This window comes from Pedobacter sp. HMWF019, assembly GCF_003061025.1.
GTDB lineage: Bacteria > Bacteroidota > Bacteroidia > Sphingobacteriales > Sphingobacteriaceae > Pedobacter.
Genome location: NZ_QAIL01000272.1, coordinates 14,049 through 29,366 on the forward strand (window position 1 = coordinate 14,049; position 15,318 = coordinate 29,366).

14 protein-coding genes are annotated in these 15,318 nt (G+C 42.9%); all 14 read right to left on the reverse strand.

Annotated features, from left to right (window positions below; translation table 11 throughout):
• Positions 1–491, reverse strand: a 491-nt coding sequence (locus tag DBR11_RS15795) for a tRNA pseudouridine(38-40) synthase TruA (RefSeq protein ID WP_233260778.1), incomplete at its 3' end; no start/stop codon positions are given.
• Positions 492–495: 4 nt separating this feature from the next.
• Positions 496–2,460: a beta-N-acetylhexosaminidase gene (locus DBR11_RS15800; protein ID WP_233260779.1), complete on the reverse strand. Its 1,965-nt coding sequence runs from the start codon at positions 2,458–2,460 to the stop codon at positions 496–498.
• Between the two features lie 77 nt (positions 2,461–2,537).
• Positions 2,538–3,950 (reverse strand): D-alanyl-D-alanine carboxypeptidase/D-alanyl-D-alanine-endopeptidase, encoded by a 1,413-nt coding sequence (dacB, locus tag DBR11_RS15805; RefSeq protein ID WP_108553633.1) that lies wholly within the window; start codon positions 3,948–3,950, stop codon positions 2,538–2,540.
• Between the two features lie 77 nt (positions 3,951–4,027).
• On the reverse strand, positions 4,028–5,020 hold the full coding sequence (locus DBR11_RS15810; protein WP_108553620.1) for an aspartate-semialdehyde dehydrogenase: 993 nt from the start codon (positions 5,018–5,020) through the stop codon (positions 4,028–4,030).
• Between the two features lie 71 nt (positions 5,021–5,091).
• Positions 5,092–5,970 (reverse strand): sugar phosphate isomerase/epimerase, encoded by an 879-nt coding sequence (locus tag DBR11_RS15815; RefSeq protein WP_108553621.1) that lies wholly within the window; start codon positions 5,968–5,970, stop codon positions 5,092–5,094.
• A gap of 11 nt (positions 5,971–5,981) precedes the next feature.
• The gene (locus tag DBR11_RS15820) at positions 5,982–6,866 is read right to left on the reverse strand and encodes a hydroxypyruvate isomerase family protein (protein ID WP_108553622.1); all 885 of its coding nucleotides are present in this window, start codon (positions 6,864–6,866) and stop codon (positions 5,982–5,984) included.
• A 2-nt stretch (positions 6,867–6,868) separates the two neighbouring features.
• On the reverse strand, positions 6,869–8,086 hold the full coding sequence (locus tag DBR11_RS15825; protein WP_108553623.1) for a nucleoside permease: 1,218 nt from the start codon (positions 8,084–8,086) through the stop codon (positions 6,869–6,871).
• 25 nt (positions 8,087–8,111) lie between these two features.
• Complete coding sequence (locus tag DBR11_RS15830) at positions 8,112–8,807, reverse strand: DUF1080 domain-containing protein (protein ID WP_108553624.1); 696 nt, start codon at positions 8,805–8,807, stop codon at positions 8,112–8,114.
• A 16-nt stretch (positions 8,808–8,823) separates the two neighbouring features.
• On the reverse strand, positions 8,824–10,278 hold the full coding sequence (locus DBR11_RS15835; RefSeq protein WP_108553625.1) for a Gfo/Idh/MocA family protein: 1,455 nt from the start codon (positions 10,276–10,278) through the stop codon (positions 8,824–8,826).
• A gap of 17 nt (positions 10,279–10,295) precedes the next feature.
• Positions 10,296–10,703 (reverse strand): c-type cytochrome, encoded by a 408-nt coding sequence (locus tag DBR11_RS15840; protein ID WP_108553626.1) that lies wholly within the window; start codon positions 10,701–10,703, stop codon positions 10,296–10,298.
• A gap of 49 nt (positions 10,704–10,752) precedes the next feature.
• Positions 10,753–11,808 (reverse strand): sugar phosphate isomerase/epimerase, encoded by a 1,056-nt coding sequence (locus DBR11_RS15845; protein WP_108553627.1) that lies wholly within the window; start codon positions 11,806–11,808, stop codon positions 10,753–10,755.
• Positions 11,809–11,812: 4 nt separating this feature from the next.
• Entirely contained in the window at positions 11,813–12,973 is a 1,161-nt protein-coding gene (locus DBR11_RS15850; RefSeq protein ID WP_108553628.1) for a Gfo/Idh/MocA family protein, read from the reverse strand.
• Entirely contained in the window at positions 12,973–14,676 is a 1,704-nt protein-coding gene (locus DBR11_RS15855) for a GMC oxidoreductase (RefSeq protein ID WP_108553629.1), read from the reverse strand. Before DBR11_RS15855 ends, DBR11_RS15850 begins: the two co-directional genes overlap by 1 nt.
• Before the next feature lie 15 nt (positions 14,677–14,691).
• On the reverse strand, positions 14,692–15,318 hold a 627-nt coding region (locus tag DBR11_RS15860; protein ID WP_199233856.1), incomplete at its 5' end, for a gluconate 2-dehydrogenase subunit 3 family protein.

The window sequence follows — 15,318 nt, forward strand, 5'->3', positions numbered from 1 at the left end:
ATCGTATGTTCATATTTATCGGGGCTGGTACAAAAGGCCCGGTAGTCTTTATACTGAGGCAGCAACGCTGCGGCCTGCTTCATTTTGTCCAGATCCAGGTCTTTGAGCAGATAAAAGGAGCTCAGGCCATGCAGGAAAGGGTTTTTGTAGGTATGAATAAAATAGTCATAAGACCTCATCACCGCATCAAAACGGGCATGCCGCTGATCATCTACCGGAAAAACATCAAATACAGCAATACTATGCGGCAACAGCTTATTGAGCCGGAACTGCAGATCAAAATCCCATTCTTTTTCCACATCCATATGGAAAAAGAACTGGCTGGCATGTACTTGTGCATCAGTACGGCCACAGCCATTGATAAATATGGGCGTTTTTAAGATCCGGGTTAGTGCGGTTTCAATAACCCCCTGTACATTCGCAACGCCTGGTTGTTTTTGCCAGCCCCCATACCGTAGCCCATGATAGCCTATATGAATAAAATACCTCAAAACCTTATCTCTTTCCTACTCTTTTATTTAATTCTTCAATTGGCATATTTAACATCCGGCCCACAGGTTCTTTCCCCCTGTAAGTAATCACCCTGAGTAAAGTTGCATCTTTAGGGGCCGTGATTTTGTCTGTGTATTTAGGATAAAACCTGTCCGGGTAAGAGTTGTCAAAGCTGTAATAGATATCCAAACCATCCACTTCAGTACTCAGATCAATCAGCAGCTGCTTGTCAGCTGATCTGCTGACCTTAAATATGGGGTCGTAGACACTTGGAGCATATTTTGTTTCAGCGATGTCGAAACGCTTAAAGTGTTGTTCTACTTTCGCAAAGAACACAGGCCAGTTTTTCTTTTCTTTTGGAGACCAGACCGATTCCGCAATAGCAAAAGCTCTTGGCCAGGTCATGTATTCTGCCTGTCTGATGTTGTAGACCTGTTCTGTCCATAAATTGGCTTGACCACCTTTAATATACTGAGGATCGGCTCCGGCAGGGATAGGATCAAATTCATAAGATTTGCTCAGGCGCAGGCTTGCGTAAACTTTAGGTTCAGCAATCACATCACTTTGCATATAATCCAGATAAGCATAGGCGGTTGGGCTCATCACAACTTCATGCTTTTTAAGCGAAGCATCAATACCTGCATTTACACTTCTCCAGCTCATTACCGCAGCGGCAGGAGAGAGGTCATCTTCCATGATCTCATCCCAGCCCATAAATTTCTTTCCTTTGGATTCCACGATTTTTTGAACTCTTTTCTCGAAATAACCCTGAACCTGTTGCATGTTTTTCAGGCCCTCTCTTTTCATCAGGTCTGAAATCGCGGGCGTTCTTTCCCAGTAATTTTTTGGTGCTTCATCGCCGCCCATATGAATATATTCAAAAGGGAATAAGGCAGCTACCTGTGTAATTACACTATCGAGGAACTGGTAAACCTTTTCATTGGCCGGACAAAGTGTATTGTCTACCAAAGCAATCGGAGGCGCACCCCGGGACCAGTCCATGATCCTTTCACCAGAACGAACTTTATAATTCTCTGCACCTGGTGTACAAGATAACTCCGGGTAAGAAGCAATTACGGCCAAACTGTGGCCGGGAACATCTATTTCCGGAAGGATATTCACAAATCTTTCTTTGGCATATTGTATAATTTCTTTGATATCGTCCTGTGTATAAAAACCACCGTAGTTTCTGGGTTCATCTGCTGCAGGAGGGGTAAACTCACCAAAGGATCCTGTTTTTTTAACATTCCATGCTCCAACTTCAGTTAGTTTAGGCAAGCCTTTAATCTCCAGCCGCCAGCCTTCATCGTCAGTTAAATGCAAATGCAGAATATTGTATTTATATTTTGACATCGCATCGATATATTGCTTTACTTCATTTTTAGTGAAGAAATGACGGGCCACATCAAACATAAGACCTCTCCAGCCTACCCGTGGATAATCGGTAATCTCTACGCAGGGTACTTTCCATTGTACGTCTTTGGCCAGGTCTTTAGACTCTATTTCTTTAGGGAACAACTGCAGCAAGGTTTGTACTGCATAGAACAGCCCCGTTTCTGTATTCGCCCACATAGTAATCTGTGTTGGCGTTACCGATAGCTGATAACCCTCTTTCCCAAGCCGGTTATTGGTTCTTTCATTCAGGACCAGTTTAATGGCAGCAGAAGCTGCGTTATTGCTGGCAGATATAAAGCTGCCTGTGGCTGTAGAAATTCTTTCCTGCAAGTGGTCTGTTACAAACTTCATTTCCGGGGTGGCCACAGCCTGTACCATTACATTTTCTGGTAAAATGAAATGCCCCGAACTTTTGGTCATCAGAACAGGTTCGGGAATGATGGCGATTTCTGGTGGTACGCTTGTATTTATGGTTTCTGCCCGGGAAGAACTATTGCCTGGTGCTGGCATATTCTGGCTATAAAGCGGTGTGCAAAAGCATACAAAACAAGCAACCTGGAAAAATCTGTTCATGGATGTATATTTTATGAAATTGGTGATTGGCATTAAAAGATGCAATTTATTAATAAAAATGATAATGTCTGTCCCTGCTATTTTAAGGCATCTAATACCCTGAACAATTTTTTGTTGATCCCAGAGCCAGCGTAATTATTGACATTGATTACGATAATATATTTTCTGCCTGCCGGATCGGCATAATAACCAGCAAAAGCGGATACATCACTAATGGTTCCGCTTTTCAGCTGCATTCCATTATTTTCCGGAAGGGACTTGTAATACTCAGGAAACCAGTCTTCTTTCTGGGCCTGGAACAATACACTCGCCATGGCACTGGTGGTGACCCGCGTTGCTGGAGAAAGCCCACTGCCATCGATGATATTCAAGGCATTTTTATCCAGTCCTTTGCTGGCCCAGTAGCTGGTTTCTACAGCAGCTCCGTTTTTGGTGGTTGCGGGTTTTCCTGCTTTCCAGGCAAGGGTTCTTAATAAGTTTTCCCCATAAAGGTTAATGCTTTTCTTATTGAACCAATAGATCATCTCACTCAAAGATGGCGAAGAAATGGTGCTGATCTTCTCCGTAACGGCAGGTACTTTTCCGTTATCTGCCAGAATTTTGCGACCGCTGAGGGCTTCCTGCGTGCTGGAAATACCCAAACGTTTCAATGTATCCTGTAAACGATAAGCTGCATCGTAAGCAGGATCCGGAAGGGCTACGGAAATCCCTGTTTTACGGATGCCCAATGCCCAGCTTCCTCGCAAATAAGCTATAGAAGACAAAGGAGGTAAAAAGGCATAAGCGTTATCTCCACTGCCTTCTGCTCCGGCTTTGAGTTCATTTACAATTTTAAGATAAGGCATAGATGGTACGATGTTCAGTATTGACACAGCCGGATCTTCAGATCGGTTTGCCCTTAAGTGAATGTCAAATTGGTTTTCTCTCCAGGTCAATGCAGAAGGCGCTGCGCCATAATAGTTGCCGATATCCTGCCAGATCCAGCCTTCAGGCGTAGAAGAGGTACCCCAGGCCGTATCATCGCCAATTACACGGCCTTCTATACGGGTGATCCCTGCAGCCTTAACTGCAGCAACCCATTGATTCAAAATATTGTTCTCTTTGCTTTGCGGATATCTGGAAGAAGCCAGGGTAGGATCACCACTGCCGGTAATGACCAGATCTCCTTTCAATACGCCATTGCTGATCGTGCCGCTATAAGACAATGTTGTTTGATACCTGAAATCTTTGCCCAGTAAACTGAAAGCTGTTGCAGAAGTGATGGTCTTTAAGGTAGAGGCTGTTGCCAGGCCCACGTTTTCATTTCTCGCAAACAAAACCTTACCAGTCCCGGCGTCCAGTACGCAAAGTGAGATCATGGCATATCTGGTTTGGGGATCAGCTGTAAATTCCTGGTAAGCTGCTTCCAGCTTTTGAACAGGGCTTTGCGTAAAAGCCTTAACAGGTAGTAAAGGAAGAAAAATCAGGAGAGCGAAGTGCTTAAACTTCATATTGAACAGGTTATCCATAAAAAAAATGTGATGCTAAACAGTAAGCTGTCCGGCATCACATTTTAAAAAAGGTATAATTAAATAAGTTCTGATCTTAACAAATATTCTGCAATCTGAACTGCATTCGTTGCGGCACCCTTACGAAGGTTATCTGCAACGATCCACAAGTTTAAAGTATTTGGAAGTGATTCATCGCGTCTGATACGGCCAACAAATACTTCATCTTTTTCATGTGCATCTTTAGGCATAGGGTATTTAAGGTTTGCTATATCATCTACCACCACAATTCCTTCGGTTTTAGCAAGTAATTCCCTTACTTCGTTCACATCAAAATCATTCTCGAATTCAACATTTACTGACTCAGAGTGGCCACCCATTACCGGAATCCTCACCGTTGTTGCAGTTACCCTGATGCTGTCATCACCCATGATTTTACGGGTTTCCAGAATCATTTTCATCTCTTCTTTAGTGTAGCCATTTTCCTGGAACACATCAATCTGAGGGATAACGTTCAGGTCAATCGGATAAGCATAAGCCATGGGACCGTCAGTAATACCTTTACGTTCGTTCATCAATTGCTCTACAGCTTTCACACCGGTACCTGTAACACTTTGATAAGTAGAAACAACCACACGTTTAATTTTATACTTGTCGTGCAAAGGTTTTAAAGCCACCACCATTTGAATGGTGGAACAATTTGGATTGGCAATGATCTTATCATCTATAGATAAGGTATCTGCATTCACTTCAGGGACCACTAATTTTTTAGAAGGATCCATTCTCCATGCAGAAGAATTGTCAATAACGGTTGTTCCCGCTTCAGCAAAACGCGGAGCATGTTTTAACGAAGTATCGCCGCCTGCAGAAAATAAAGCGATATCCGGTTTCATTCCAATCGCAGTATCCATATTCACCACAGCGTACTTCTTACCCTTAAAAGTGATTTCCTTACCTACACTCTTCTCTGATGCAACCGGAATTAATTCGGTTAACGGGAAATTACGTTCTTCTAACACTTTTAACATAACAGTGCCTACTAAGCCTGTGGCACCTACTACTGCGACTTTCATTGAATAATCTGTTCTTGGTTTTAAATAATTGATTTAATTAGTTTTATACGCCCAAATATGCTAAAAATTCTTTAGTCTTTGGACATTAATTCCGTACTGATGTAATTATAACTCTTTTTAATACTTGCATAAGGATCCATTGCAAAGTTTTCCTGCTCTAAGAAAGCATGTTTCAGACCCGCTAGTTTGGCTTCTTTAAAGATCGCCTTGAAATCAATACTTCCACTGCCAGCCTCTGTATTAATATGGGAATTCACCTTATCCATATCTTTTACATGCCACATTGGAAAACGGCCGGGATGTGCTTCAAAAAGTTTTACCGGATCATTTCCTGATCTGACCACCCAGTACAGGTCCATCTCAAAATGGACAAGATTTGGATCTGTTTCTTTTAGCATCACCTGATAGCCATTGGAATCTCCATAAGGATGAAATTCAAAGTCATGGTTATGGTAGGCCAATTTAAGTCCCGAAGCCTTACAGATCTCGGCAGCTTGGTTCAGCTTTGCAGAAACTTTCTTGAAATCGTCAAGATTGGCCCTTAATGGTTCCCCTAACCATGGAACTGTAATATACTTCCCGCCCACAATATTTGCAGCCTCAATATAAGATTTCAGTTCTTCCGCATTTCCGCTCTTGATAAACTCGTCCATGCCGTAGTGTCCACTTGGTGCGGACAGATCATTCTCATCCAGAAGGGCCTTAAACGCCTTTGCATCCAGACCCCAGAATTTATCCTTTACAGAATAGCCATAAGTTTCTACTTCCTTAAAGCCAGTTTGGGCTACTTTTCGGATCACGCCTTTTACATCTTTAGGCAATTGCTCTCTTAAAGAATAAAGCTGTATGCCTACTTTCTTTTTAGAGGGTTTAAAGGCGAGAGACGGCATTAATAAAACACCTGCAGCTGCAAGGCCTGTTTGTTTAATAAAAGTTCTTCTTGAATTCATATCTACAAGGATTAGACGTCGCAAATTTTTACGGCAGTTTTTAAAGATTCTATTTTGTTTTTCTGTACCGGGATGAATTCCTGGGCCACATAGCCTTTGAAACCCGTATCCTTAATGGCTTTCATAATTGCCGGATAAAATAATTCCTGGCTGTCGTCGATTTCGTGCCTTCCGGGAACACCCGCGGTATGATAGTGTGCAATATAAGGATGATACTTTTTAATCGTACTGATCACATTTCCCTCATCGATCTGCATGTGATAGATGTCGTACAGCAATTTGAAATTTTCTGAGCCTAATCTTTTGGCCAGTTCCACGCCCCATTCTGTATGGTCACACTGGTAATCTTTGTGATCTACTTTACTGTTCAGCAGTTCCATCACCAAAACCACATTGTGTTTTTCGGCAAGGCCGATGATCTTTTTTAAACCTGTTACGCAATTGTTCCAGCCGGTTTCATCATCCTTGCCCCGGCGGCTACCGCTAAAGCAAATCAGGTTTTTATAGCCGGCTTCTGCCACCTTTGGAATCATTTCAGAGTAATTTTTAACCAGGGTATCATGGAACTGAGGGTCATTAAACCCATCTACCAGGTTGATCTCTGCGCCATTACACATGGACGAATACAGACCGTGTTTTTTTAATATTGGCCAATCTGCCGGGCCAACCAGGTCTATGCCTTTGATGCCGATTTTTTTGGCCTCTATACATAAGGCATCCAGGTCAATGCCGCTAAAACACCAGCGGCAAACCGCGTGGTTGATATTTCCTTTTAGTGAATCTGAAACAGATTCTTTTTCCGAAGCAAAGCTTTGCAAGGCACCAGAGGCACCTAAGGCTACCGTTCCTACCACTATATTTTTTAATGCAGTTCTCCTGCTGTTTTCTTTTTCCATGATTATGAGCCGACTGGTTCTTCGATCTTGTTATTGTCTTTAAAAAATAATATAAATACAATTAGCACAACTGCAGCAATACCAGCCGGTACTAACCATATCGACTGCCAGTTATGCGCAGTATCCGATATTTTATATTTGTTTACAATAGGTCCCGAAATATAAGAACCGATGAGCATACCTACACCATAGGTTGCGAGGGTAATAAAACCCTGTGCGGCACTTTTAAATTTATCGCCGGCAAGTTTATCTGTATAGATTTGACCTGTTACAAAGAAAAAGTCATAACACACGCCGTGTAATACGATACCGCCAATTACCATCCAGTAGTTTACGCCCACATTCCCATATGCAAACAATATATAGCGTAACACCCAGGCAAGCATACCTACAGCCAGCATTTTTTTAACACCTAATCTTACAAAGAATAACGGCATCAGGAACATAAATAATAGTTCAGATATCTGCCCCATTGATTGTACCCCTGCTGCTGCCTTTACACCTATCTCATTTAAATACGGGTTTGTGAAGTTGTAATAAAATGCCAGTGGTACGCAAATGGCAACCGAAGCCAGGAAGAAAGTTAGGTATGATTTGTTCTTTAATAAACCGATAGAATCAAGACCAATAATATCGGCAAAAGTAGTTTTTTGTCCTTTTTTAGCGGGAGGAGTATCTGGTAATGTAAAGCTTAGTAAGCCTAAAATCAATGAAGCTATAGCAGCCATCTGGAAGGTTAGTACCAATGATCCTTTATTTTCCCAGCCAAGCCAGCCGATAGTTAAGCCTGCAACTATCCAGCCTAAAGTTCCTAAAACCCTGATGGGCGGAAACTCCTTACTTGGATCCTTCATCTGCTTAAATGAGACCGAATTTACCAATGCCAGTGTAGGCATGTAAATGATCATGTATATAAGAATGATTGGGTAAAATGAATCGAAGTTTGATATCGTTGTTGTGTAATAAAGTAAGCCTGCTCCTATTAAATGCAAAACACCCAGGATTTTTTGCGCCGAAAAATAACGGTCGGCAATTAATCCTATGATAAACGGAGCGAGGATAGCTCCTAATGATTGCGTTGCGTAAGCTACGCCGTTTTGCACGTCGGTTGCATGCAGGGTCTTAGTTAAATAAGTACCCATCGTAACAAACCATGCGCCCCAGATAAAAAATTCCAGGAACATCATCCCGGACAGTTTAATTCGGTTGGTTAAATTCATATTTGGTTAGGTCTTGATCTTTAATTTACAGTTCTTTTATCGAAATATTGCGGTACCAAACCTCGTCACCATGATCCTGCAAAGCAATCTTTCCGGTTTTATAGGTACCAAAACCTTGCCATGTTGCAAACTTGCTTCCGGCGATCAGCTGTTTCCAGTGCTCATCCCATAGCGTGGTGGATACAATTTTCACCCCATTAAGTACAAATTCCAGTTTACCCTGGTTGCTGATGATTTCCACTTTGTTCCACTCACCAACGGGTTTAACAGGTTCAGAACTGCTTTTAACCAGATCATACAGATCTCCGGACCGATGTTTGGTAATCTTTCCATCCGGATGGCCTTCATTGTCCAGCACCTGCATTTCAGGACCAGTGCTGTAGGTTTGCTGGTATTTGGCCGGATCTTCATGTACATAGAACAAAATTCCGCTATTGCTTTTCGGGGCTACTTTCCATTCCAGTTTTAAGTGAAAATTACTGTACTCTTTATCTGTAACCAGATCGCCACCATCATTTTGTTTTGCTTTAGGATCGAGGTGCAATGCCCCATTTTCTGCTTTCCAGCCCTGGCCAACACCCGTTTTTCCATAAGTATGCCAGCCCTGTGTGGTTTTCCCGTCAAAGAGTTTTACCCAGCCTGTATTTTTTTTCTGCGCAAAAGCGGCGCCACCGCCAAATATGGCGGTGAGCAGCAATGCAGAGATTATCTTTTTCTTCATTTTGTTCAGCTTTAAATTATACCCCTAAAGACCAGCCTTTACGGTATTCACGTTTTACATATTGATTAACATCGTCAAAATTAGTGACCCTCATATTGGCATTGTCCCAAAGTAATTTGATGTTCCTGCCTGGAAAGTAAGCTCTGCCATCTGAATTTTTCCGTTGGATATCAGCACCTCTAATGGCAAGATTGGCCATAAGCAATGCTTCTGTAAGCGGTCCAGCAATTTCAAAAGGAGAACTTACCTGCTGTTTTCCATAACCGGCAATACTGGCTTCTACCCATTGGCCATAATGGCCATCTGCACCGCCTTTTACACGTGCAAATTTTTCCGGTACTTTAATGTCTTTATTCTTGCTTAATGGCAGTAATCTTGGGTTAGCACTGTATGTACTGCTCATCATCTTTCCTTTAGTTCCAATAAACAAGGTTCCGTTTCCTCCGTCACCAAAGGTTTCATTGGCTTCCAGTTCTTCGGGTCTTTCCGGTTGGATCCCACCGTCCATCCAGTGTACCGTAATATCTCCTTTTGTTTTATCCGTTTTAGGAAATTTTAAAGTAACATGGCTTGATGGCGGGCAGCTGTCCGGGAAATAGCCCCTCTTAAATTCATCTACATAGACAGAGCCCACACTAGCCTGGACCTCGCTTGCATATTTAAGGTTCAGAACACTGAAAGGTGCTTCCAATAAATGACAACCCATATCGCCAAGGGCACCAGTTCCGTAATCCCACCAGCCCCTCCAGTTAAAAGGCACCAGTTTATTTACGTAATCCTTATAAGGTGCTGTACCCAGCCAAAGATCCCAGTCCAGTTCAGCAGGTACGTCTGCTTTATTTTCAGACCAGGCAATCCCCTGCGGCCATACTGGCCTGTCTGTCCAGGCGTATACTGTATGTACATCCCCAATCAAACCTGCATCATACCATTCTCGCATTTGTCTTGGACCATCATTAGATGCCCCCTGGTTGCCCATCTGAGTAACCACTTTATATTTTTTTGCAGCAGCCGTTAATGCCCGGGCCTCATAAATATCATGTGTTAAAGGCTTTTGTACATAGACATGTTTACCCAATTGCATAGCTGCTAGGGTTTGTATAGCATGATTATGGTCTGGTGTAGAGATAGACACTGCATCAAAATTCTTATGCTCTTTATCATACATTTCCCTCCAGTCTTTATAGAATTTTGCCTTAGGGAAATTCTTCACAGAATTTGCCGCTCTTCTGGTATCTACATCGCATAAAAAAGCAATATCAGCCTTTCCGCTTTTGTAAAAGTTAGCAATATCAGATTCACCTTTCCCACCCACACCTACGCCAGCAATTAAAAGCCTGTCACTTGGTGCAAGAAAACCTTTTCCTCCAAGTACATGTCTTGGAACAATCATAAATGCAGCAGTTGCCACTGCTGCAGATTTGATAAAAGCCCTTCTTCCTGCATCTTTATTTTGGTTCTCTTCTTTCATAATAGAATGAATTGGGATTAGTTTTTTAAGGATAGGATATATTTGACCATTTCTTTGGCATCGTCTTTACTCAGATTGGCATGAGGTGTCATTGGAATTTCTCCCCAAACGCCTTTACCACCATTAACGATCTTATCTGCTAAATGGTTAATATTCTCCTCATTTGACGGATATTTGGCTGCAATATCCACATACGATGGGCCGATAACTTTCTGGGTTTTATTATGGCAGCCAATACAATCTGCTTTTGCTACTAATTTTTCTCCCGGAAGTGCCGTTCCTGAAGTTGCTGCAGGGGCTGTCGCCGTACTTTCCGTACTACTGGTTGTTGTAGTGGTATCCTCAGCCGATTTGGATGTGTCATGTCCTCCGCATGAAGCCAGAGCAAGGCTGATACAGCCTAAAATAAAAAGTGTTCGTTTCATTGTGTGTTGTTTTTATTGCCTGATAAAACCTTAATGGAGACTAAATTATCTAACTCAGTCCCAGTATTTTTTTGTTAAAATCTTCATTTCCACCGGAAGAAGCGAAATCATCAAATGCCCGGTCTGTAACCGGGATAATGTGATTTTTAATAAATTCTGCACCTTCTCTGGCGCCTACATTTGAATCTTTAATGCAGCATTCCCATTCCATTACAGCCCAGCCTTTATAATCGTATTGGCTCAGTTTACTGAAAATGGTTTTATAATCGACCTGTCCATCACCAGGTGAACGGTAACGTCCTGCCCGGTTGGCCCAGCTTTGATAACCGCCAAAAGTGCCTTGTCTTCCGGTAGGGTTAAACTCCGCATCCTTAACATGAAAAGCCTTGATCCTTTCATGATAGAAATCAATGTACTGAATGTAATCCAGTTGTTGAAGCACAAAGTGGGAGGGGTCATACAGCAGACAGGCGCGGGGATGGTTATTTACTTTCTCCAGGAACATTTCGTAAGTGATCCCGTCAAAAAGATCTTCACCTGGATGGATCTCATAACATACATCCACACCATATTGATCAAATTCATTTAAGATGGGCAACCAGCGCTTCGCCAGCTCTGTAAATCCAGCTTCTACCAATCCTTCCGGTCTTTGAGGCCATGGGTGGAACATATGCCACAACAATGCTCCGCTAAAAGTTGCGTGTGCATTCAATCCAAGATTACCAGATGCTTTGGCCGCATATTTTAACTGTTGTACAGCCCATTCGGTTCTGGCTTTGGGATTATTCCTGTATTGTTCGGGTGCAAAAGCATCAAAAGCAAGGTCATAGGCCGGGTTTACTGCCACCAGCTGTCCCTGCAGATGTGTAGACAGTTCAGTAATCTCCAGTCCATAAGCAGCAATCCTGCCTTTCAGTTCGTCTGCATAGGTCTTGCTTTCTGCAGCCAGTTGCAGATCTATGAAACGGCTGTCCAGGGTGGGGATCTGTAAACCTTTAAAGCCTAATTCAGCCGCCCAGGCGCAAATTCCTTCTAATGAATTAAAAGGAGCTTCTTCTCCTATAAACTGTGCTAAAAAAACTCCGGGTCCTTTAATTGTTGTCATGGGGTTAAATTTTAAAGTCAAACCATTTCTGATCTGATTGGCCAGAAGCCACTGCGTTTTCTATAAATGCCATTCCTCTTACCCCTTCAGCAGCGCCCGGGAAGTCGAGCATTTCTGCACTAGGTTCTGTGCCATTTAAATGGCAGTTCAGGGTTAAAGCAAAATTTCTGTAAATATTAGCAAAGGCCTCGAGGTATCCTTCCGGATGACCGGCAGGTGTCCTGCAATTGTGTTTTGCAAAAGAAGAAAGATAGCCTTGTCCAGCACGATAGCGCTGCGAAGGGGCATCGAGCCATTTTACCTGGAGGGTATTGGGTTCTTCCTGATGCCATTCCAAACCACCTTTCTCTCCATATACCCGGATAAAGAGGGCATTTTCTTCTCCTGCTGCAATTTGCGAAGCCATCAGCAGGCCATTGGCTCCATTATTAAATTTCAGTAAGATATTCCCATCATCGTCTAAAAGACGGTCTTCCACCACCCGGTTCAGATCGGCACAAAGCTGCGTGATCTCCAGCCCGGAAATGTATTCTGCAAGTTGGGCGGCATGTGTGCCAATATCCCCCATACAACCAGCTTTACCACTTTTAGCAGGGTCTGTCCTCCAGGCGGCCTGCTGGTTACCTTCTTTTTCTGAAGGTAAGCTTAACCAACCCTGCGGATATTCCACACATACTTTTCTGATCTTGCCAAACTTCCCTTCTTTCACCATCTGTCTGGCCTGTTTGACCATTGGATAGCCCGAGTAGGTATGTGTTAAGCAAAGCAAAAGCCCGGTTTCCTGTACCTTCGCTTCGAGTTTCTTTGCCTCTTCCAGACTTAAAGTAATGGGCTTATCGATCACCACATGAAAACCATGTTCCAGGGCCATCATGGCCGGCTCAAAATGTGCAAAATTGGGGGTTACAATACTCACAAAATGCATGCGCTGATCTTCCGGAAGCCGTGCTTCTGATTCGATCATTTCTTTATAACTTCCATAATTACGGCTTTCCGGCAGGAATAAATCCCTGCCAGATGCCTTTGCCGTTTCCGGATTGGAGCTCAGTGCTCCACAACTCAGCTCTATGAGTCCGTCTATATTGGCTGCTATGCGGTGTACTGCTCCAATAAAGGCATTTTTTCCACCGCCAATCATGCCCATTCTTATTTTTCCCGAAGCCATTAAATATTATTTTTCTTTAATTCACTTACTGCATAGTCACAAGCTCTCGCTGTTAAGGCCATATAGGTTAACGAAGGGTTTTGACACGCAGCAGAAGTCATACATGAACCATCAGTCACAAATACGTTTTTCACTTCATGCATCTGGTTCCACTTGTTCAGTACAGAAGTTTTTGGGTCAAGTCCCATACGGGCTGTTCCCATCTCATGAATGGCCATACCCGGAGAAGAACCATTATCATAAGTATGTACATCTTTCATGCCCGCTGCTTCCAGCATTTCCGCCGCATCGTTCATCATATCCACGCGCATTTTCTGCTCATTCTCCTTAAACTCACAATCAATAGCCAGAACGGGTTGTCCCCATTTGTCTTTCTTGGTTTTATCAATATACACGCGGTTTTCAAAATAAGGCAGAGATTCACCAAAACCTCCAAGTCCCATACTCCATTCACCAGGCGTGGTCATCAGATCTTTAAACTCTGAACCAAAAGCCATTTCTGCAATTTCTTTATGCCAGTTGCCACGGCCTGCACCACCCTGATAACCAAAACCCCTTACATAATCACGCTTGTCACCACCCATGTTCTGGTACCGTGGAATGTAAATTCCATTGGCCCGTCTTCCATAGGTATATTTATCATCAAAACCTTCTGCTCTTCCGGATGCACCGCAACGGAAATGGTGGTCCATTAGATTATGCCCCAGTTGCCCGCTGCCATTACCCAAACCATCCGGGAATTCTGCAGATGTAGAATTCAGCAGCAGGAAAGTAGAACCTAAAGTGGAACCATTTACAAAAACGATTTTTGCAAAGTATTCAATATGTTCATTGGTTTCTGAATCAATCACCAATACACCTTTTGCTTTTTGAGTTTCTTTATCATACAAGATCTGGTTCACCAGCGAATAAGGACGAAGCGTCAGATTACCTGTAGCAACAGCTGCCGGAAGAGTAGAGGACTGGGTGCTGAAATAAGCGCCAAAAGGACAGCCTCTGCTACATAAATTGCGGTATTGGCATTTTCCTCTTCCTTTATGTTCTACCGTTAAATTGGCTGTACGGCCAATGGTCATGATCCTTGATTTGTTCCATTTTGACTCTATGCGTTTCTTTACTTCTTTTTCCACACAGTTCATTTCCATAGGAGGAAGGAACTGTCCGTCTGGCAATGCCGGCCAGTTTTCGCTACTTCCGCTAATGCCTGCAAAACGTTCTACATAATCATACCATGGAGCCAGGTCTTTATAACGGATGGGCCAGTCTACACCATGACCGTCTTTCAGATTATCTTCGAAATTCAGGTCACTCAAGCGGTAACTCTGGCGCCCCCACATCAGGGATTTTCCACCTACATGGAAGCCTCTGTACCAGTCAAAACGTTTTACCTCTGTATAAGGACAGTCCAGGTCATTTACCCAAAAACTCTCGTTAAATTCCTGGTAAGGATAATCTCTGATCTGTACCGGGTGTGTTTTTTTTTGCTCTTGTGTTAAACGGCCACGGTGTTCAAATTCCCATGGCTTTTTCATCGCAGTGGTATAATCTTTTATGTGCTCAATATTCCTTCCTCTTTCGAGTAATAGAACTTTTAAACCCTTTTCTGTTAATTCTTTAGCTGCCCATCCACCACTTATTCCAGATCCAACTACAATGGCATCATATGTATTTTGTGCGGTTGCTTTTGTATTTAAATTACTCATTGTTTTTCTCTTAAATTATGTTGCCCAAATTTTCTGACCAGGTTTCAGAGGTACGTTTCCATCATAGTGGCCAGGAATGTCCAGATAGGCACAAGCCTGAGTTGCACCAATTTCAGAGGTGAAATAACCAAGTAAAGTCAGATCACGTGCGATAGCAAAAAAATAAGGTGTGCCTTCTTTCTTTTCTTTTGCTGCCATAGGCTTACCCGCTTGTTCTTTCTCTGGTTTTTGGATCACAGTGTTTTCTTTTGCCTTTCTTTCCGCTTCAGTTTTGTCACTCTCTGCTTTTTGAGCAGCAACGGTGGTATCTCTCAGTTTACCCAGCAGCTGTTGCTTTTGTTTAACATCGAGTTCCAGAAAGGATTTGCTGAATTCTTTTTTAGAACTGGCTTCCAGATCATCTAAGCCTTTTACAAAAACTTTTTGGGCTTCTTCCGGATAACATTCTTTAAGCATCATGGAAATAAACGGTCCAACACCTGCAGCTTTTGCCCCTGGTGAGGAGGTTGTTGGAATAATAATATCGGCAATTTCTGTAATTATTTTTTCCTGGTCGGGAGAAAATAATTTGGAGTTGTCTTTGTTCCCCGATGGGTTGCAGCCCTCCAGAAAAACACCGATCGTGGTAGCAGAAAGTGCGCC

Bases quoted from the DNA above. Each gene is read 5' to 3' on its own strand.
- DBR11_RS15855 (WP_108553629.1), bottom strand. From the start codon at position 14,676: ATGAGTAATTTAAATACAAAAGCAACCGCACAAAATACATATGATGCC.
- DBR11_RS15815 (WP_108553621.1), bottom strand. From the start codon at position 5,970: ATGAATTCAAGAAGAACTTTTATTAAACAAACAGGCCTTGCAGCTGCA.
- DBR11_RS15825 (WP_108553623.1), bottom strand. From the start codon at position 8,086: ATGAATTTAACCAACCGAATTAAACTGTCCGGGATGATGTTCCTGGAA.
- DBR11_RS15830 (WP_108553624.1), bottom strand. From the start codon at position 8,807: ATGAAGAAAAAGATAATCTCTGCATTGCTGCTCACCGCCATATTTGGC.
- DBR11_RS15850 (WP_108553628.1), bottom strand. From the start codon at position 12,973: ATGGCTTCGGGAAAAATAAGAATGGGCATGATTGGCGGTGGAAAAAAT.
- dacB (WP_108553633.1), bottom strand. From the start codon at position 3,950: ATGAAGTTTAAGCACTTCGCTCTCCTGATTTTTCTTCCTTTACTACCT.
- DBR11_RS15845 (WP_108553627.1), bottom strand. From the start codon at position 11,808: ATGACAACAATTAAAGGACCCGGAGTTTTTTTAGCACAGTTTATAGGA.
- DBR11_RS15810 (WP_108553620.1), bottom strand. From the start codon at position 5,020: ATGAAAGTCGCAGTAGTAGGTGCCACAGGCTTAGTAGGCACTGTTATG.
- DBR11_RS15840 (WP_108553626.1), bottom strand. From the start codon at position 10,703: ATGAAACGAACACTTTTTATTTTAGGCTGTATCAGCCTTGCTCTGGCT.
- DBR11_RS15800 (WP_233260779.1), bottom strand. From the start codon at position 2,460: ATGAACAGATTTTTCCAGGTTGCTTGTTTTGTATGCTTTTGCACACCG.
- DBR11_RS15835 (WP_108553625.1), bottom strand. From the start codon at position 10,278: ATGAAAGAAGAGAACCAAAATAAAGATGCAGGAAGAAGGGCTTTTATC.
- DBR11_RS15820 (WP_108553622.1), bottom strand. From the start codon at position 6,866: ATGGAAAAAGAAAACAGCAGGAGAACTGCATTAAAAAATATAGTGGTA.